Origin of the sequence: Streptomyces sp. NPDC050535, from assembly GCF_044457665.1 — a bacterium.
In the GTDB taxonomy this organism is placed as follows: Bacteria; Actinomycetota; Actinomycetes; order Streptomycetales; family Streptomycetaceae; genus Streptomyces.
Genome location: NZ_JBITHE010000005.1, coordinates 155,609 through 173,321, shown reverse-complemented (window position 1 = coordinate 173,321; position 17,713 = coordinate 155,609). Strand labels below are relative to the sequence as shown.

Genomic DNA, 17,713 nt, shown 5'->3' with positions numbered 1-17,713 from the left:
CCGGCCCGGGGTTCGGCGGCAGTCCCGCACGGGGCCCGCGGCAGCTCTGTACGGGGTCGGCGGTCGTCCGGGCCGGAACCCGGGGTCGTCCGGCCGGCCGGGGTCAGTCGTCCCCCCGTTCCTTCTCCGCCAGGTGGATCACGCATACCGCCACCGCGATCAGCAGTGCCTGGTCGGCGTCCTCCCGCACGATGTCCACGCCGTACGTGTCGCGGAGATGGAGCCAGCGGCGGGAGATCTGGGCGAGGAGTTCGTTGTCGTAGTCGATGGCGAACTCGCGGTCGAGGATCTTGCCGCTGACGTCGAGTTCGGTGCCGTCGACCAGGGACACCCGGTAGTGGTTGCGGAGCAGGGACAGGCGCTTGCGTTTGACGGTCGCCAGCGGGTTGCCGTCCCGCTCGATGATCATCGTGTCGCGCAGGGCGAGCATCTTCTTGTGGATGTCGATGAGGACGCGCCCGCGGGTGTCCTTCAGCTCGAAGGTGTCCCGCAGCCGCATCGCCTTGCCGTCGACGAGGAAGACCTTGTTTCCGTGGTCGTCCTCGATCCAGTAGTCGTCACCGATGCCGAGGAGCCGGTCGCGTACGAGGAATCTCATGTCTTCACCGCTTCCCCGGCGGGCGGTCCGAAACGCCGCCGGTAGGCCGACGGGCTGAGTCCGGTCGCGCGCCGCAGCCGCTCGCGCAGGTTCGCGGCCGTCCCCAGACCGCTGCGTGCCGCGACGACGTCGAGCCTTTCCTCGCCGCGTTCGATGAGCCGGCAGGCCAGCGCGACGCGCTCCCCGGTGAGCCAGGCCAGCGGGGTGGTGCCGAGCTGGGCCCGGAAGCGCCGGTGCAGTGTGGCCGGGCTGACCGCGGCGCGCGCCGCGAGGCCCGCGACGGTGAGCGGTTCGCCGATCCGTTCCTGTGCCCAGGCCAGCAGCGGGGCGAGCGACTCGTCCGGTACGTCGGGCATCGGCCGCTCGACGAACTGCCGCTGCCCGCCGTCGCGGTGCGCGGCGAACACCAGCCGCCGGGACACCGCGTTGGCGGTCTCGGCGCCGTGGTCCTGCCGGACGAGGTGCAGGCCGAGATCCAGCGCGGCCGCGCTGCCGGCCGCCGTCAGCACGTCTCCCTCGTCCACGAAGAGCACGTCGGGCTCCAGCAGGACCTTCGGATGCAGTTCGCGGAAGGAGTCCGCCCAGCGCCAGTGGGTGGTGGCCCGGCGCCCGTCGAGCAGCCCGGCCTCGGCGAGCGCGAAGGTGCCGGTGCAGAAGCTCACGATCCGGGTGCCGCGCGCGTGGGCACGCCGGATCGCGGCGCGCACGGCGGCGGGGCGCGGTACGACGTTGTCCGGGCGGCCCGGCACGATCAGGGTGTCCGCGTCGTCCACCGAGTCGAGCCCCGGCAGGCCGGCCAGCGAGAAGAACCCGTGGTTCATCCGCACGCCGGGCGCGGGGCCGCACAGGGTCAGCTCGTACAGCGGCTCAGGCCTGCCCAGCTCGGGCCGCGGCAGCCCGAACAACTCGGTCGCGACACCTACCTCGAACGGGTTCGTACCCTCGTCGATGATCACGGCGACGCGGTGCGGGGGCGTGCCGGCGTCGGGTACGGCGGCGGCGCGGGCGAAGGCTGCCGCGTCGGCACCGGCGAGAGGTGTCGGGGTGGCACCGGCGAGGGTGGTTGGGATGGCACCGGCGACGGGCCGTGCGAGGATCCTTGCGGCATGTGCGATTTCTAGCACTCGTGCGGCGGGCGGACCACCGCCGAGGATGACGGTATGGCCAACGAACCCGTCTCCCTGACCGCCGCCCTCGCCTCCTTCTCCGACCTCTGGAGCCCTCGCATCGTCACCGCCGTCAACGACTACGACGTACGCGTGGCCAAGGTCGAGGGCGAACACGTCTGGCACGTGCACGACCACACGGACGAGTTCTTCCTGGTCCTGGACGGCGAGCTGGCCATCGCCCTGCGGGAGCCGGCTGGTGAGCGGACGGTCGTCCTGCCCAGGGGTTCCGTCTTCACGGTCCCGCGCGGCACCGAACACAAGCCGACCGCCTCCACCGGCGCCTCGATCCTGATGTTCGAGCCCACCGGCACCCTCACCGTCGGCGACCGCCACGAAGAGGTTCCGGACCACGTGGACGCGACGACGGGCCACACCCTGGCCTAGGTCCTGTCGTCAAATTCCCGTCGTCGCCCGGAGCGCGGCAGACGGGAATTTGACGACAGGACCTAGGTCCCGGCAACGGCGAGGGCGCGGGAATCGATCTCTCCCGCGCCCGATCCGCTCCGCACGCTCAAGAGCCGTGCTCAAGAGTCCTGCTCAAACGCCTTGCTCAGGCGCCGTAGCCGTCGTTGTAGCCGCCCCGGTGGGGGCGCTCCTCCTCGATCACCGGGGTGCTCGGCTGCATCACCACGCGCCTGCGCCTGGCCATGCTGCTGAACGTCGCGACCCCGATCAGTCCGACGATCATGAAGATGAGGCCGACCAGGTCGAGGTTGACCCCCTGCATGTCCCAGTCGGTCGCGAAGGTGAGGATCGCTCCTGCGGCAATCAGAATGATGCATCCGCCCAGGCCCATGGGTGTCGCCTCCCTGCATTCCACTCGGTGTCGTTCTGGCCAACTCCAAGTACCCGCAAGGGACCTGACCATGCGCCGGATGTGGAGGCATCCGGTCCCGCTAGCCCTCCAGGAACGCCACCATCGCGTTGGCCAGCAGGAACGGGTCCTCGGCGGCGCACAGTTCGCGCGCGCTGTGCATGGACAGGATGGCGATCCCGATGTCGACGGTCTTGATTCCGTGCCGGGCCGCGGTGATGGGGCCGATCGTGGTGCCGCAGGGCATGGCGTTGTTGGAGACGAAGGACTGGAAGGGCACGCCGGCCTTCTCGCAGGCGGCGGCGAAGACCGCGCGGCCCGAACCGTCCGTGGCGTAGCGGTTGTTGACGTTCACCTTGAGGATGGGGCCGCCGCCCGCGCGCGGGTGGTGCGTCGGGTCGTGCCGCTCCGCGTAGTTGGGGTGGACGGCGTGACCCGTGTCGGAGGACAGACAGACGCTGCCGGCGAAGGCTCGCGCCCGGTCCTCGTACGCGCCTCCGCGCGCGAACACCGAACGTTCCAGGACCCCGCCCAGCAGAGGCCCGTCGGCGCCGGTGTCGCTCTGCGAGCCGTTCTCCTCGTGGTCGAAGGCGGCGAGGACGGGGATGTACGGGAGGTAGGACTGCCCGGAGTCGGCCGTGCCGACCGCAGCCAGCGCCGCCGCACCCGCGTGCACGGACACCAGGTTGTCCATGCGCGGGCCCGCCAGCAGCTCCTCGTCGCGGCCCAGGTAGGCGGGCGGTTCGACGGAGTGGGTCATCAGGTCCCAGCCGGTCACCTCGCCTGCCGCCAGCCCCGACTCCTCCTCCAGGAACGCGATCAGGTCGCCGTCGCGGACGTCGTCGCCCAGACCCCAGACGGGCTGGAGATGACGCTGCTTGTCCAGCTTCAGGCCCTCGGTGGACACGGAACGGTCCAGATGGACGGCGAGTTGGGGCACCCGCAGCAGCGGCCGGTCGATGTCCACCAGGCGCGTCGAGCCGTCCCGCAGCGTCAGCCGGCCCGCCAGGCCCAGGTCCCGGTCCAGCCAGGAGTTCATCAGCGGCCCGCCGTAGATCTCCACGGCCACCTGCCGCCAGCCGTGCGCGCCGCTGTCCGGGCGCGGTTTCACCCGCAGGTTGGGGGAGTCGGTGTGCGCGCCCACGATCCGGAACGGGGTGTGCGCCTCGGCGCCCTCGGGCACGTACCAGGCGATGAGCGCCCCCCCGCGCAGCACGTACTTCCCGCCGCTCGTCCCCTCCCACGCGTCGGTCTCGGCGACCTGACGGAATCCGGCCTTCTCCAGCCGCTCGGCGGCGTTCGCCACCGCGTGGTACGGCGTCGGGCTCGCCGCGAGGAACGGCATGAGGTCGTCGGTGTGGCCGCGGTCGAAGCGGGAGGGAGTGCTCATGGGGTTCACCTTAACTACGCTCAAGGGCCCACTCCCGGGGATGGGAGTGGGCCCTCGTAACGGGGTTGTGAAGGGCGGACATGACCGGACACCTGACCGGAAGGACAGCTTCCGGTCAGGTGTCCGCCCTGTCCCGGAGTGCTACGCGACGAGGCTTTGGGCCCCGGGCCCTAGAAGGCCGCCTCGTCCAGCTCCATCAGGTCCAGGTCGACACCCTCGGCGAGCTTGCGCGCACCGGTGACACCCGGCAGGACGGTGGCGGCGAAGAACTTGGCTGCCGCGATCTTGCCGGTGTAGAAGGCGACGTCCTTGGCGGAGACGGCCTTCGTCGAGGCCTTCTCCAGCCGCTCGGCGGCGACCGCGGCACCGCGCAGCAGCAGATAGCCGACGACCACGTCACCGGAGGCCATGAGCAGCCGGGTCGTGTTCAGGCCCACCTTGTAGATGTTCTTGACATCCTGCTCGGTCGCCGCGAGGTCGGTGAGCATGAGGCCGACGATGGCCTCCAGCTCGACGGCCGCCTCGGCGAGCTGCTCGCGGGCCGCGGAGAGCTCCTCGCCGCCCGTGCCGAGCGCCAGGAACTCCTTGATGTCCTCGGCGAGGGAGTTCAGCGCCGCGCCCTGGTTGCGGACGATCTTCCGGAAGAAGAAGTCCTGGCCCTGGATCGCGGTCGTGCCCTCGTACAGGGTGTCGATCTTGGCGTCGCGGATGTACTGCTCGATCGGGTACTCCTGGAGGAACCCGGAGCCGCCGTAGGTCTGGAGGGACTGGGCGAGCTGCTCGTAGCCCTTCTCGGAGCCGTAGCCCTTCACGATCGGCAGGAGCAGGTCGTTGAGGGCGTGCAGGCGCGCGGTGTCCTCGCCCGCCGCGGCCCTGACCGCGATCTCGTCCTGGACGGCCGCGGTGTGCAGCACCAGCGCGCGCATGCCCTCGGCGTACGCCTTCTGCGTGATCAGCGAGCGGCGTACGTCCGGGTGGTGCGTGATGGTGACCTTGGGCGCGGCCTTGTCCATGAAGTTCGCCAGGTCGGGACCCTGGACGCGCTCCTTGGCGTACTCCAGGGCGTTCAGGTACCCCGTCGACAGCGTCGAGATGGCCTTCGTGCCGACCATCATGCGGGCGAACTCGATGATCCGGAACATCTGGCGGATGCCGTCGTGCTTGTCGCCGATCAGCCAGCCCTTGGCGGGGTGCCGGTCGCCGAAGGTCATCTCGCAGGTGTTGGAGGCCTTGATCCCCATCTTGTGCTCGACGTTCGTGGCGTACACGCCGTTGCGCTCGCCCAGCTCGCCGGTCTCGAAGTCGAAGAGGTACTTCGGTACGAGGAAGAGGGACAGCCCCTTCGTGCCGGGACCGGCACCCTCGGGACGGGCCAGCACGTAGTGAAGGATGTTCTCCTCCATGTCGTGCTCACCGGAGGTGATGAACCGCTTCACGCCCTCGATGTGCCAGGAGCCGTCCTCCTGCTCGACCGCCCTGGTGCGCCCGGCGCCCACGTCGGAGCCCGCGTCGGGCTCGGTGAGGACCATGGTCGAACCCCAGGTCCGGTCCACCGCGATCTTGGCGATCTTCTTCTGTACGTCATTGCCCTCGTCGAAGAGGATCCCCGCGAAGGCCGGCCCGGACGAGTACATCCAGACAGCCGGGTTGGCGCCGAGGATCAGCTCCGCGTACGCCCAGATCAGGGACGCGGGGGCGGTCGTGCCGCCGATCTCCTCGGGCAGCCCCAGACGCCAGTACTCGGAGTCCATGAAGGCTTTGTACGACTTTTTGAAGGACGCCGGTACCGGCGCGGTGCTGGTCTCCGGGTCGAAGACGGGCGGGTTGCGGTCGGCGTCCGCGAAGGACTCGGCCAGCTCGTTCTCCGAGAGCCTGGTCAGCTCCTCGAGGATGCTCCTGGCGGTCTCGACGTCCATCTCCGCGAACGGGCCGGTGCCGTACAGCTTGTCGCGCCCGAGCACCTCGAAGAGGTTGAACTCGATGTCGCGGAGATTCGACTTGTAGTGCCCCATGGCGACGGCTCCGTAAGGGATCGGGGAGGCCGGAGCACCTCGGGGAGAGCTCACGGCCTCGTTACACGTACCAGCTAGTAGCTACGATGATGCTACCCGTCGGTAATAAGACGCAACCCCGGACGGACATATGTGAGGCGTCAGACCGCGACCCCGGCGGCCCTCGCGCCGGGACCGTGGGTAGCCCCGTACCGGCCCGCCCGCCCGGTGGCCTCGGTACGCTTGCGCCCATGTACGGATACGGCCAGCACGCGGACGGAACTGCCGCACAACAGGGGTACGCCGCGCCCCAGCAGCAGATGCCCGGACAGATGCCGGGCGGCCAGATGCCCGGCGGGTACGGGCAGCAGCCGCCGCTCTATCCCGAGCCGTCTCCGCCGTCCCTCGCGGACGCGGTTCGCGCGTTCACCACGGGATCCATGGCCGCCGAGGACTTCCAGCAGGTCTTCGCCACGTCGAAGGTGTACTGCCCGCGCGGCGACAACCCCGGCTTCCTCGCGCTGCACAACACCCAGCAGCCGGTCATCCCCATGTTCACCTCGCTCAAGGAGCTCCGCCGGTACGCCGGCAAGGAGTCCAAGTACTTCGTGATCACCGGCGCCGAGGTGATCGACCTGCTCCCCACCGGCTACGGCTTCGTGGTCGACATGGAGGGCGAGCACCGCATGGTGTTCGACGCCAAGGCGGTGGAGCAGATGGTGGACTTCGCGATGCGCCGTATGTACGGCTAGCGCCATCGCCGCGCAGACGGCCGAACTGCCCTGCCCGTAGCGACGGACACGGCGAACGCCCGGAGGGAATGCCCTCCGGGCGTTCGCCGTTACGGGTAGCAGAAAGTTCAACAATCAACTAAAGTGAACGCACAAGGAGGTACCGACATGCCTGCAGTGACCGTCGAGAACCCGTTGACCCTGCCCCGTGTGGCCGCGTCCACCGACGCCGTGGCCCGCCCGGTGCTCACCGTGACGACCGCGCCCAGCGGGTTCGAGGGCGAGGGTTTCCCGGTCCGCCGTGCGTTCGCCGGGATCAACTACCGCCACCTCGACCCGTTCATCATGATGGACCAGATGGGTGAGGTGGAGTACGCGCCGGGAGAGCCGAAGGGCACCCCCTGGCACCCGCACCGCGGCTTCGAGACCGTCACCTACATCATCGACGGCGTCTTCGACCACAAGGACTCCAACGGCGGTGGCGGCACCATCACCAACGGTGACACCCAGTGGATGACCGCGGGCTCGGGCCTCCTGCACATCGAGGCTCCGCCGGAGTCGCTCGTCCTGTCCGGCGGTCTCTTCCACGGTCTCCAGCTGTGGGTGAACCTCCCGGCCAAGGACAAGATGATGGCCCCGAGGTACCAGGACATCCGTGGCGGCCAGGTCCAGCTGCTCTCGACCGCCGACGGCGGCGCGCTGCTCCGCGTCATCGCCGGTGAGCTCGACGGGCACCAGGGTCCGGGCATCACGCACACGCCGATCACCATGGTCCACGCGACCGTGGCGCCCGGCGCGGAGCTGACCCTCCCGTGGCGCGAGGACTTCAACGGCCTCGCGTACGTCCTCGCCGGCCGCGGCAGCGTCGGTGCGGAGCGGCGTCCGGTGCACGCCGGCCAGACCGCCGTCTTCGGCACCGGCACCTCGCTGACCGTCCGCGCGGACGAGCAGCAGGACTCCAACACCCCGGACCTGGAGGTCGTGCTCCTCGGCGGCCGGCCCATCCGTGAGCCGATGGCCCACTACGGCCCCTTCGTCATGAACACCCGTGACGAACTCCAGCAGGCCTTCGAGGACTTCCAGAAGGGCCGCCTGGGCACCGTCCCCGCGGTGCACGGGATGACCGAGGGCGGGCTGTGAGCCTCCGCTGACCGAGGCTGATCACGCCTGGCCGAGTGCGGGAGCAGGCGTGATCGAGTACGAGCGGGAACGAGTGCGCGCAGGCCCCGTCCGGGTTCCGGACGGGGCCCTTCGCGTTCGTACGCCCGTGGCCGAGCCGCCGCTCCTCCGTTCGGCCGTTCCGAGGTGACTCGCTGTCTGACACGTGGTCAGGTGGTGCTGTGCTGCTACTTCCCGAAGGGGCCCGGCGGGTCGGTGCCTGGTGTGCCGTCGTTCTGCTGGCCGCCGGGGTCGGCTGGGTCGGGATCGAACTGTGCTCCCAGGTCAGGACGGCCGTCGTGCCGGTGCTCCTCGCGCTGTTGGGGACGGCGTTGCTGGGACCGCTCCACCAGCGGCTGGTGAGGGCCGGGGTGAACCGCTCGGTTGCCGCCGGGCTCACCTGTGTCGCGGTCGTGGCGGTGGTCGGCGGGGCCGTCTACATCGTCGTCGCCGCGCTCATCGACACCGGCGACGAGATCGTGGCCTCGCTCAAGCAGGCCGCCCAGTCGCTCTCCGACCACTTCGGAGCGGCGGGCACCTCGCTCGACGACCTCGCGACCAACGCCAGGGAACTGCTGTCCAAGTTCGGCGGTACGGCGGCCTCCGGGGTCATCAGCGGGATCAGCGTCGTCGGCGAGGTGATCGCCATGGCGGTGCTGGCCCTGCTGCTCGTCTTCTTCTTCCTCCGGGACTCACACCGGGCGGTGGGGGCCCTGCGCTCACTGGCGCCGCGCGGCACGGCCGACACCGTCGAAGCGATGGCCCGCCGCGCCTTCGAGGCCGTCGAGGGCTTCATGCGCGGGACGACGATCATCGCGTTCATCGACGCCGTGTGCATCACGGTCGGGCTGCTGGTCCTCGACGTCCCGGGCGCCGTGGGCCTGGGCGCGCTGGTCTTCGTGGGCGCGTACATCCCGTACCTCGGCGCGTGCCTCTCCGGTGCCGTGGCCGTCCTGGTCGCGCTGGCGGACCGGGGGTTCGTCATCGCGCTGTGGGCGCTCGGGGTCGTGCTCGCCGTGCAGGTTCTCGAGGGGCATGTGCTCCAGCCGGCGATCCAGAGCCGGACCGTGCAGATGCATCCGGCGGTGGTGATGCTGGCGATCACCGCGGGAGCGTCCGTCGCGGGGGTCCTGGGCATGCTGCTCGCCGTACCGCTGACGGCGGCGGCGTTCGGGGTGCTGTCGGAGCTGCGGACGCGCTACTCGTCGAAGGCGTCAGGGGTGACAGGGCCGGCCGAGGCGTCGGGAGCCGGCTCGTAGAACTCGAACCAGATGCTCTTCCCCTGCCCCCGCGGATCCACCCCCCACAGGTCCGCGAGGAGTTCCACGAGGACCAGCCCGCGCCCGGAGGAGGCCAGCTCGCCGGGGTCCCGCTTGTGCGGCAGGTCGTCGCTGGCGTCGGTGACCTCCACCCGCATCCGGCGCTTGCCGCCCTCGCCGGTCATCTCGCCGGTGACCTCGGCGACGAGGAGGGCGTCGGCGTCCGTGTGCACGAGGACGTTCGTCATCATTTCGGAGACCAGGAGCACGGCGGAGTCGAGCTGGTCCTCGGACGCCCAGTCGTGGAGGAGTTCCCGCACCTGCTGGCGGGCGGTCGCGACGCCCTCGGGCTCGGCCTGCGCCACGGTCAGCACCGTGCGCCGTCCGAGGGGCCGTATCGCCGTGACCGGGTCGCCGCAGCCGCATCCCGGTCCCATCCGGCACAGCAGCAGCACCGCTATGTCGTCCTCGCGCCGGTCCACCAGCGGACCGGGGGTGTGGTGCGAGGAGGGCCCGTGGACGGCCTGTACCAGGGCGTCGGCGAGGGTCTCCATGTCGCCGTCGTGGGACTCCAGGATCCGGCGGATGCGCCGCCAGCCGGTGTCGAGGTCGTGACCGCCGGTCTCGATCAGCCCGTCCGTGCAGATCAGCATGGTCTCGCCGGGCTCGAGCACGAGCCGCGTCGTCGGATAGTCGGCGTCCGGGTCGATGCCGAGCGGCAGCCCGCCCGCGGTGGGCCGCGTCAGCACCGTCCCGTCCGCCATGCGTATCGCCGGGTCCGGATGTCCGGCACGGGCGATGTCCAGCGTCCCCGTCGCCGGGTCGACCTCGACGTACAGGCAGGTCGCGAAGCGCATGTCCCCCGCGTCGCCCTCGCTCTCACCGCCGTCGCTCGACCCGTACGTCACCGAGTCCGTGACCCCGTACAGGAAGCGGGAGGCCCGGGAGAGCACCGCGTCCGGGCGGTGGCCCTCGGAGGCGTACGCGCGCAGGGCGATCCGGAGCTGGCCCATCAGGCCCGCCGCGCGGACGTCATGGCCCTGCACGTCGCCGATGACGAGGGCGAACCGGCCGGTCGGGAGCGGGATCATGTCGTACCAGTCGCCGCCTACCTGGAGCCCGCCGCCGGTGGGGACGTAGCGCGCGGCGACCGTCATGCCCGGCATCTGGGGGCCCAGCGTCGGCATCATCGAGCGCTGGAGGCCGTCGGTCAGCTCCCGCTGGGTCTCGGCGGCACCGGCGCGGGAGAGGGCCTGGGCGAGCATGCGGGCCACGGTCGTCAGGACCGCGCGTTCGTCGGGCGTGAAGGTGACGGGGTACTTGAAGGCCGCCATCCACGCGCCCATCGTGCGGCCCGCGACGGTCAGCGGCAGGAACGCCCAGGACTGCCGGTCGAAGTGCCGGGCCAGCGGCCAGGAGACGGGATAGCGCTCCTTGTAGCCCTCCGGGGAGGAGAGGTAGACGGCGCGGCCGGTCCGTACGACTTCGGCGGCCGGATAGTCCGTGGCGAGGGACATGTGGGAGAACGGGCCCTCGTCGCCCGGCTGCTGGCCGTGATGCCCGATGACCGTCAGCCGGTCGCCCTCCGCGCCGAAGACGGCCAGACCGTCCGGCGAGAATCCCGGCATCGACAGGCCGGCCGCGACCCGCAGCACCTCCGCCGTGGACCGCGCCTCCGCCAGCGCGCGCCCCGCGTCGAGCAGGAACGCCTCGCGCGAGCGCCGCCAGTCACCCGTGACGGGTGCGCGGGCGGCGGTGGCCGGTGAGGGATCGGTGACCTCCTGGAGGGTGCCGAACAGCTCGAACTCCCCGTTCGTGGGGTCCAGGACCGGCTTGGAGCGGCTGCGTACGGTACGGATCACCCGGCCCTGCACGTCCATGACCCGCATCCGGACCTCGGCGATGGAGTCCTCGACGAGGGCGAGCTGGACGACCCCGTGGACCTCGTTCCAGTCGATGGGGTGGAAGCGGGCCCGCACGCTTCCCTCCGTGAGGGTCGTGGTCTCCGCGGGCAGCCCGATGAGCCGGGCGGCCTCGGCGTCGAACGTGATCCGTCCCTTGCCGTTGTCCCAGCGCCACAGACCGGTCGCGAGGGCGGCCAGGACGTCCCCCAGTGCGGGCAGGGGCTCACCAGTGCGCATTGACCCACTGTAGGGAGAGGTGATCCGGACCTGCCACCTAGGCCTGGCGGGGGTACGGCGGTATGCGGCGGATATCGGGCGGAGTGATCTTGGTGTGGCCGGTACTCTTGGGGAAGTTTCACGTGAAACAGAGCACGATCCGCTCACGTGAACAGAGCACCACCCGCTCACGTGAAGACAGACCCCGATCCGCGAAGACTGGATGAAACGACGATGCATCGGTACAGGTCCCACACCTGCGGCGAGCTCCGCGCCTCTGACGTCGGCAGTGACGTCCGGCTGAGCGGCTGGCTGCACAATCGGCGCGACCTGGGCGGCATCCTCTTCATCGATCTGCGCGATCACTACGGCATCACGCAGCTCGTCGCCCGCCCCGGCACCCCCGCGTACGAGGCTCTCGACAAGATCTCCAAGGAGTCGACCGTCCGGGTCGACGGCAAGGTCGTCTCACGCGGCTCGGAGAACGTGAACCCGGAGCTGCCGACCGGCGAGATCGAGGTCGAGGTGAGCGAGGTCGAGCTGCTCGGCGCCGCCGCCCCGCTCCCGTTCACGATCAACGCCGATGACGGGGTCAACGAGGAGCGGCGCCTCGAGTACCGCTTCCTGGACCTGCGCCGCGAGCGCATGCACCGCAACATCCTGCTGCGTACGGCCGTGATCTCCGCGATCCGTCACAAGATGACGGCGCTGGGCTTCAACGAGATGGCGACGCCGATCCTCAGCGCAACCTCCCCCGAGGGCGCGCGCGACTTCGTCGTCCCGTCCCGTCTCAACCCGGGCAGGTTCTACGCGCTGCCGCAGGCGCCGCAGCAGTTCAAGCAGCTCCTGATGATCTCCGGCTTCGACCGCTACTTCCAGATCGCGCCCTGTTTCCGTGACGAGGACGCGCGGGCGGACCGGTCGCCGGGCGAGTTCTACCAGCTCGACGTGGAGATGTCCTTCGTCGAGCAGGAGGACGTCTTCCAGCCGATCGAGAAGCTCATGACGGAGCTGTTCACGGAGTTCGGCGGCGGCCGCGACGTCACCTCGCCCTTCCCGCGCATCCCGTTCCGCGAGTCGATGCTGAAGTACGGCTCCGACAAGCCGGACCTGCGAGCCCAGTTGGAGCTCGTCGACATCACCGACGTCTTCGCGGGCTCGGAGTTCAAGGCGTTCGCGGGCAAGCACGTGCGCGCGCTGCCGGTGCCGGACGTCTCCGGCCAGTCGCGGAAGTTCTTCGACGGCCTCGGTGACTACGCGGTCGAGCAGGGCGCGAAGGGCCTGGCGTGGGTGCGGGTGGCCGAGGACGGTTCGCTCAGCGGTCCCATCGCGAAGTTCCTCACCGAGGAGAACGTCGCCGAGCTGACGAAGCGGCTGTCCCTGGCGCCCGGTCACGCGGTGTTCTTCGGCGCGGGCGAGTTCGACGAGGTCTCCAAGATCATGGGCGCGGTGCGGGTCGAGGCCGCGAAGCGCGCTGGTCACTTCGAGGAGGGCGTCTTCCGGTTCTGCTGGATCGTCGACTTCCCGATGTACGAGAAGGACGAGGAGACCGGGAAGCTCGACTTCTCGCACAACCCGTTCTCGATGCCGCAGGGCGGCCTGGAGGCCCTGGAGACCCAGGACCCGCTGGACGTCCTGGGCTGGCAGTACGACATCGTCTGCAACGGCGTCGAGCTGTCCTCCGGCGCGATCCGGAACCACGAGCCCGACATCATGCTCAAGGCCTTCGAGATCGCGGGCTACGACCGCGACACCGTCGAGGAGCAGTTCGCCGGCATGCTCCGCGCGTTCCGCTTCGGCGCCCCGCCGCACGGCGGTATCGCGCCCGGCGTCGACCGCATCGTCATGCTCCTCGCGGACGAGCCGAGCATCCGCGAGACCATCGCGTTCCCGCTCAACGGCAACGCGCAGGACCTGATGATGGGCGCGCCGACGGAGCTGGATGAGTCCCGCCTGCGCGAGCTGCACATTTCCGTACGGAAGCCGCAGCCGAAGTAGGCCTTCGCTGCCAGCCCCACGCGTTTCGAATGGCTCGGAATCGAACACCGATTCCGAGCCATTCTCATGCGGTCCTCTGGGAACCCCGTGAATCACAGTCGTTTGACAGGTTCACTCCATAATCTCCACAGCCATGACTGAGACCCCCCAACAGACAGCAGCAGAACGGGAACTGACGCGCCGTCGGGTCGTCGTCGCCGGCGGTGCGACGGTCGTGACCGCGGGGCTGGCGGCCGGCCTGGGCGCGAACGCCTTCGCGGGCGACGCGACCGAGGCCACAGGATCCGGGCCCCTGGCGACGGACTCCGCGAGCCCGTCGGGCACCCCGGAGGCCTGCTACGTCCTGACCACGGAGACCACCGAGGGCCCGTACTACATCGACGCGGACAAGATCCGCCCCGACGTCACCGAGGACGAGGAGGGCATCCCCCTCGTCCTCGGGCTCAAGGTGATCGACGCCGAGACCTGTCGGCCGGTACGGAACGCCGCCGTCGACATCTGGCACTGCTCGGCGCTCGGCGTCTACTCGGGCTACGAGGACTCGGGCAACGGCGGTGGCGGCACCCCGCCCACCGGCGCCCCCACGGACGTACCCACCGGCCCGCCCCCGACGGGCGGCCCAGGCGGTCCCGGCGGCCACCAGGAGCCGACCGACGACGAGCGCTATCTGCGCGGTACGTGGCGGACGGACAAGCGCGGTCAGGTCACCTTCAGGACCGTCTTCCCGGGCTGGTACCGGGGCCGCTGCGTGCACATCCATGTGAAGGTCCACGTGGACGGCACCTGGACCGACGCGGGGTACGAGGGCGGGCGCACCTGCCACACGGGCCAGCTGTTCTTCGACGAGGAGTCGGTGCTGGCCTCCGCCGAGGTGGAGCCGTACTCGACGAACACCACCACCCGGACGACCCTCGACGAGGACACCATCTACCCGGACAACGGTGCCGAGGGCGGCCTGCTCCACCTCAAGTACGACAAGAGGCACATCGCCCGGGGTGTCCACGCCCGGCTGACGATGGGCGTGGCCTCGGACGAGACGCACGACAGCACGGACACGCCGCCGAGCGCGTCGGCGTCGTAGCCCTCGACCGGTCGACGAAGGCCCGGAACTCCACTGGTTCCGGGCCTTTCCGCCGTGCACGTCGGCCCTGCTGTGGAAATAAGGAAAGCCTTGCCTAATTCCATTATCAGAAGGGGCTCGAGAACGCCGTATATTTCGGGCCTCTTTTTGCTCTCTCAGGGAAAGCCACAGTGCTTTCCCACGGTCCTGACAGGCGTCTTACCTAGCGTCCGGGCCATGACTGAGACCCAAGGACCGGCACACAAACGGAATATGACGCGGCGAAAGGTCGTCGTGGCGGGCGGCGCGGCTGTGGCCGCGGTGGGCGTGGGCGGCGGTATCGCCGCGACCGCGAACGCGGGCCAGGTGAAGGGCGCGACTCCGAGTTCCTCCACCGGCTCCGCGGAGGCGTGTTACACGCTCACCTCGGAGACCACCGAGGGCCCGTACTACATCGACGCGGACAAGATCCGGCAGGACATCACCGAGGACGAGGAGGGCATTCCGATGACCCTCAAGCTCAAGGTGATCGACGCGGACACCTGCAAGCCCGTGCGGAACGCGGCGGTCGACATCTGGCACTGCACGGCGCTGGGCGTCTACTCCGGCTACGAGGCGATGAGCAACGGCGGCGGAGGTGGGGGCGCCCCGACGGACGCCCCCTCGGGTACCGCGACCGGCACCCCCACCGGCACCCCGACCAGTGAGCCCCCGTCGGGCGCGCCCTCCGGTGGCACGGGCGGCGGCCACTCCGAACCCACCGACGACGAGCGCTACCTCCGCGGCACCTGGAAGACCGACAAGCAGGGTTACGTCACCTTCAAGACGGTCTTCCCGGGCTGGTACCAGGGCCGCTGCGTCCACATCCACGTGAAGGTCCACGTGGACGGCGAGTGGACCTCCGCCGGTTACGAGGGCGGCCACGCCTGCCACACCGGCCAGCTGTTCTTCTCCGAGGAGTCCGTCCTGGCCTCTGCGGAGGTGTCCCCGTACTCCACCAACACCACCACCCGCACCACGCTCGACGAGGACACGATCTACCCGGACAACGGCACCGAGGGCGGGCTGCTGAAGCTCAAGTACAAGAAGAACGACATCGCCAAGGGCGTCATCGCCTCACTGACGATGGGCGTCGCCCCGGACGAGACGCACGACAGCACGGACACGGTGCCGAGCGCGTCGGCGTCGGCCGGCTGACCCACACAGGTACGCGAGGGGCCCGGAACTCCACTGGTTCCGGGCCCCTCGGGCTGTCGCGCCGCGTCAGCTCGGGTCCGGCTCAGTCATCTCCCGGGACCTCGGGGCCCTCCGCGAACAGGTCTTCGACCCGTGCGCAACTCGACGCGATCCTGGACCAGTCGGAGTTGTCCGGCGTCACTGTGCGGGTGATCCCGTTCGACGTCGACGGCTTCGCGGGAGCCAGCGCGGAGCTGTTGTACGCGGGTGGCAGAGTTCCGGCACTGGACACCGCCCAGCGAGACACCCCTGAGGGCTCGGCATTCATGGACGCAGCGGCACGACTGCGATCCATGCGAACGCTCTTTCGTAAAGTGGAGGCGGTGTCCCTCGAACCCACCCGTTCTCGGGATTACATCCACCGTCTGGCGAAGGAGCTGTAGGACGTGACTCAGTGGCAGAAGTCCTCGTTCTCCGGTGGCGCGGACGGCAACGAATGCGTGGAACTCGCCGCAGCGGACGGCACGTTGCTCCTCCGTGAGAGTGACGACCCCGGTCGAATACTCCCCGTGAACCGCGACAGTCTGATCGCCCTCCTGCGGCAGGTGCGAGCGAACCGGGTGTGACCGACGGCACGGTTCACGCGTACCCCGTGGACCGAGGCCGCACGGGCGGGGGCCCTGCGCAGGAGACCCGCCGCGGCGCCGGCGTCTAGGGCCTGCCCGGTGACCGCCCGCTCGGAAACGCGGCAACCTTTTCCGAGCTCCGCGACCACTGATGAGTCGAAGCCCCCCACCGGAGCTTCACACCGCACGTGTCCCACCACCACGTTAGGACTCATCCGTGGCATCCCCCTCCCACCGCCGGTCCCTCCGCAAGCGGCGCACGATCGTCGTCGCGTCCGCCGCCCTCGCGGCGACGGGCCTCGGCGCCGTCGCCTTCGTGATGAACGCGAACGCCGGAGCCGTCGACCTGGCCCACCAGTCGCTGCCCGCCAAGGACGGCTGGGCGGCCTCCGGCTCGGGCACGACCGGTGGCTCGCAGGCCGACTCCGCGCACGTGTACACCGTCAGCACCCGGGCACAGCTGGTGAAGGCGCTGGGCTCCAGCGGCAACTCCACCGCGAAGATCATCCAGATCAAGGGCACGATCGACGCCAACACGGACGACGCGGGCAAGAAGCTGACCTGCGCGACCTACGCCTCCGGCACCGGGTACTCGCTGGCCGCCTATCTCAAGGCGTTCGACCCGGCCACCTACGGCACGTCCAAGCTGCCGTCGGGCACGCAGGAGACCGCCCGTGCCGCCGCGCAGGCCAAGCAGGCGAAGAACATCGTCTTCAAGGTGCCGGCCAACACCACCATCGTGGGTGTCCCGGGCACCAAGGCCGGGCTGACCGGCGCCAGTCTGCAGGTGAAGGACGTCGACAACGTCATCATCCGCAACCTCACCCTCACCGCCACCGAGGACTGCTTCCCGCAGTGGGACCCGACCGACGGTTCGCTCGGCGAGTGGAACTCCAACTACGACTCGGTGACCCTGCGCGGGGCGACCCATGTGTGGGCCGACCACAACTCGTTCAGCGACTCGCCGTTCTTCGACAAGTCCGAGACGACGTACTTCGGCCGCAAGTACCAGATCCACGACGGCGCCCTCGACATCACCAACGGATCCGACCTGGTGACCGTCGAGCGCAACCAGTTCACCAACCACGACAAGACCATGCTCATCGGCAGCAGCGACACCGACAGTGTCGGCAAGCTGCGCGTCTCCATCCACCACAACGTGTGGAAGGGCATCACCCAGCGCGCTCCGCTGGCCCGTATCGGCCAGATCCACCTCTACAACAACGTCTACGACACCGCGTCCCTCAACGGCTACGAGCCCAAGTACAGCCTCGACTCCCGCGCCAAGGCCCAGGTCGTCGCCGAGTACAACTCCTGGACGCTCCCGTCCGGCGCCAAGGTCGCGAAGCTGCTCAGCGGCGACGGCACCGGCTCGGTCGCGGGCAGCGGCAACCTCGTCAACGGCACGGCGACCGACCTCGTCGCCGCGTACAACGCCGCCAACTCGAAGAAGCTGAAGACGACGGTGAACTGGACCCCGGCCCTCACCGCCGGTCTCCAGACCTCGGCGAAGAACCTCCCGACGGAACTGGCGACCACCACCGGCGCCGGCGTCCTCACCGACTAGGACAACGCGAGAGGGCGCCCGGGGCCGCAAGACCCCGGGCGCCCTCGGTCATACGG

General features: G+C 69.7%; 16 protein-coding genes. 10 read left to right on the top strand and 6 right to left on the bottom strand.

Going from position 1 to position 17,713, the window contains the following annotated elements; all coding sequences use genetic code 11:
- Positions 1 to 103: 103 nt before the first annotated feature.
- Together ACIBLC_RS13910 and ACIBLC_RS13905 are read right to left on the bottom strand one after the other, a co-directional pair.
- The gene (locus tag ACIBLC_RS13910) at positions 104 to 598 is read right to left on the bottom strand and encodes an LURP-one-related/scramblase family protein (protein WP_399211121.1); all 495 of its coding nucleotides are present in this window, start codon (positions 596 to 598) and stop codon (positions 104 to 106) included.
- A complete protein-coding gene (locus ACIBLC_RS13905) occupies positions 595 to 1,554 on the bottom strand; it encodes a GlxA family transcriptional regulator (protein ID WP_399211414.1) in 960 nt (319 codons plus the stop codon). Before ACIBLC_RS13905 ends, ACIBLC_RS13910 begins: the two co-directional genes overlap by 4 nt.
- A gap of 204 nt (positions 1,555 to 1,758) precedes the next feature.
- Between ACIBLC_RS13905 and ACIBLC_RS13900 the strand changes: the two genes are divergently transcribed.
- A complete protein-coding gene (locus ACIBLC_RS13900; RefSeq protein WP_399211120.1) occupies positions 1,759 to 2,151 on the top strand; it encodes a cupin domain-containing protein in 393 nt (130 codons plus the stop codon).
- A gap of 166 nt (positions 2,152 to 2,317) precedes the next feature.
- Here the strand turns inward: ACIBLC_RS13900 and ACIBLC_RS13895 are convergent, their stop codons facing one another.
- The 3 genes from ACIBLC_RS13895 to ACIBLC_RS13885 all read right to left on the bottom strand — a co-directional run bounded on the left by ACIBLC_RS13895 (position 2,318) and on the right by ACIBLC_RS13885 (position 5,983).
- Positions 2,318 to 2,563, bottom strand: a complete 246-nt coding sequence (locus ACIBLC_RS13895; RefSeq protein ID WP_399211119.1) for a DUF6458 family protein — start codon at positions 2,561 to 2,563, stop codon at positions 2,318 to 2,320.
- A gap of 100 nt (positions 2,564 to 2,663) precedes the next feature.
- Positions 2,664 to 3,971, bottom strand: a complete 1,308-nt coding sequence (locus ACIBLC_RS13890) for a M18 family aminopeptidase (RefSeq protein WP_399211118.1) — start codon at positions 3,969 to 3,971, stop codon at positions 2,664 to 2,666.
- A gap of 170 nt (positions 3,972 to 4,141) precedes the next feature.
- Positions 4,142 to 5,983, bottom strand: coding sequence for an acyl-CoA dehydrogenase (locus ACIBLC_RS13885; RefSeq protein WP_399211117.1), 1,842 nt, complete (start codon positions 5,981 to 5,983; stop codon positions 4,142 to 4,144).
- 230 nt (positions 5,984 to 6,213) lie between these two features.
- Between ACIBLC_RS13885 and ACIBLC_RS13880 the strand changes: the two genes are divergently transcribed.
- The 3 genes from ACIBLC_RS13880 (at position 6,214) to ACIBLC_RS13870 (ending at position 9,110) form a co-directional block, all read left to right on the top strand.
- Positions 6,214 to 6,714, top strand: a complete 501-nt coding sequence (locus ACIBLC_RS13880) for an SseB family protein (protein ID WP_329546583.1) — start codon at positions 6,214 to 6,216, stop codon at positions 6,712 to 6,714.
- Between the two features lie 147 nt (positions 6,715 to 6,861).
- On the top strand, positions 6,862 to 7,833 hold the full coding sequence (locus ACIBLC_RS13875; RefSeq protein WP_399211116.1) for a pirin family protein: 972 nt from the start codon (positions 6,862 to 6,864) through the stop codon (positions 7,831 to 7,833).
- 200 nt (positions 7,834 to 8,033) lie between these two features.
- The gene (locus tag ACIBLC_RS13870) at positions 8,034 to 9,110 is read left to right on the top strand and encodes an AI-2E family transporter (protein WP_399211115.1); all 1,077 of its coding nucleotides are present in this window, start codon (positions 8,034 to 8,036) and stop codon (positions 9,108 to 9,110) included.
- On the opposite strand, the gene ACIBLC_RS13865 is transcribed toward ACIBLC_RS13870, so the two are convergent.
- Positions 9,050 to 11,251: a SpoIIE family protein phosphatase gene (locus ACIBLC_RS13865; protein WP_399211114.1), complete on the bottom strand. Its 2,202-nt coding sequence runs from the start codon at positions 11,249 to 11,251 to the stop codon at positions 9,050 to 9,052. The genes ACIBLC_RS13870 and ACIBLC_RS13865 overlap by 61 nt on opposite strands.
- Before the next feature lie 213 nt (positions 11,252 to 11,464).
- Between ACIBLC_RS13865 and aspS the strand changes: the two genes are divergently transcribed.
- The 6 genes from aspS to ACIBLC_RS13835 all read left to right on the top strand — a co-directional run bounded on the left by aspS (position 11,465) and on the right by ACIBLC_RS13835 (position 17,657).
- The gene (gene aspS / locus ACIBLC_RS13860; protein WP_399211113.1) at positions 11,465 to 13,228 is read left to right on the top strand and encodes an aspartate--tRNA ligase; all 1,764 of its coding nucleotides are present in this window, start codon (positions 11,465 to 11,467) and stop codon (positions 13,226 to 13,228) included.
- 133 nt (positions 13,229 to 13,361) lie between these two features.
- Positions 13,362 to 14,309 (top strand): intradiol ring-cleavage dioxygenase, encoded by a 948-nt coding sequence (locus ACIBLC_RS13855; RefSeq protein ID WP_399211112.1) that lies wholly within the window; start codon positions 13,362 to 13,364, stop codon positions 14,307 to 14,309.
- A 252-nt stretch (positions 14,310 to 14,561) separates the two neighbouring features.
- Positions 14,562 to 15,485 carry an intradiol ring-cleavage dioxygenase gene (locus tag ACIBLC_RS13850; protein ID WP_399211111.1) on the top strand — a complete coding sequence of 308 codons (924 nt, stop codon included), beginning with the start codon at positions 14,562 to 14,564 and terminating at the stop codon, positions 15,483 to 15,485.
- Positions 15,482 to 15,907, top strand: coding sequence for a Scr1 family TA system antitoxin-like transcriptional regulator (locus ACIBLC_RS13845; RefSeq protein ID WP_399211413.1), 426 nt, complete (start codon positions 15,482 to 15,484; stop codon positions 15,905 to 15,907). Before ACIBLC_RS13850 ends, ACIBLC_RS13845 begins: the two co-directional genes overlap by 4 nt.
- A gap of 3 nt (positions 15,908 to 15,910) precedes the next feature.
- A complete protein-coding gene (locus ACIBLC_RS13840; protein ID WP_399211110.1) occupies positions 15,911 to 16,090 on the top strand; it encodes a DUF397 domain-containing protein in 180 nt (59 codons plus the stop codon).
- 217 nt (positions 16,091 to 16,307) lie between these two features.
- The gene (locus tag ACIBLC_RS13835) at positions 16,308 to 17,657 is read left to right on the top strand and encodes a polysaccharide lyase family 1 protein (protein WP_399211109.1); all 1,350 of its coding nucleotides are present in this window, start codon (positions 16,308 to 16,310) and stop codon (positions 17,655 to 17,657) included.
- Positions 17,658 to 17,713 lie beyond the last annotated feature (56 nt).

What these genes read in the sequence shown, in the direction of transcription:
- ACIBLC_RS13890 (WP_399211118.1), bottom strand. Translation starts at nt 3,971, where the DNA reads ATGAGCACTCCCTCCCGCTTCGACCGCGGCCACACCGACGACCTCATG.
- ACIBLC_RS13910 (WP_399211121.1), bottom strand. Translation starts at nt 598, where the DNA reads ATGAGATTCCTCGTACGCGACCGGCTCCTCGGCATCGGTGACGACTAC.
- ACIBLC_RS13850 (WP_399211111.1), top strand. Translation starts at nt 14,562, where the DNA reads ATGACGCGGCGAAAGGTCGTCGTGGCGGGCGGCGCGGCTGTGGCCGCG.
- ACIBLC_RS13875 (WP_399211116.1), top strand. Translation starts at nt 6,862, where the DNA reads ATGCCTGCAGTGACCGTCGAGAACCCGTTGACCCTGCCCCGTGTGGCC.
- ACIBLC_RS13900 (WP_399211120.1), top strand. Translation starts at nt 1,759, where the DNA reads ATGGCCAACGAACCCGTCTCCCTGACCGCCGCCCTCGCCTCCTTCTCC.
- ACIBLC_RS13885 (WP_399211117.1), bottom strand. Translation starts at nt 5,983, where the DNA reads ATGGGGCACTACAAGTCGAATCTCCGCGACATCGAGTTCAACCTCTTC.
- ACIBLC_RS13895 (WP_399211119.1), bottom strand. Translation starts at nt 2,563, where the DNA reads ATGGGCCTGGGCGGATGCATCATTCTGATTGCCGCAGGAGCGATCCTC.
- ACIBLC_RS13855 (WP_399211112.1), top strand. Translation starts at nt 13,362, where the DNA reads ATGACTGAGACCCCCCAACAGACAGCAGCAGAACGGGAACTGACGCGC.
- ACIBLC_RS13880 (WP_329546583.1), top strand. Translation starts at nt 6,214, where the DNA reads ATGTACGGATACGGCCAGCACGCGGACGGAACTGCCGCACAACAGGGG.
- aspS (WP_399211113.1), top strand. Translation starts at nt 11,465, where the DNA reads ATGCATCGGTACAGGTCCCACACCTGCGGCGAGCTCCGCGCCTCTGAC.
- ACIBLC_RS13865 (WP_399211114.1), bottom strand. Translation starts at nt 11,251, where the DNA reads ATGCGCACTGGTGAGCCCCTGCCCGCACTGGGGGACGTCCTGGCCGCC.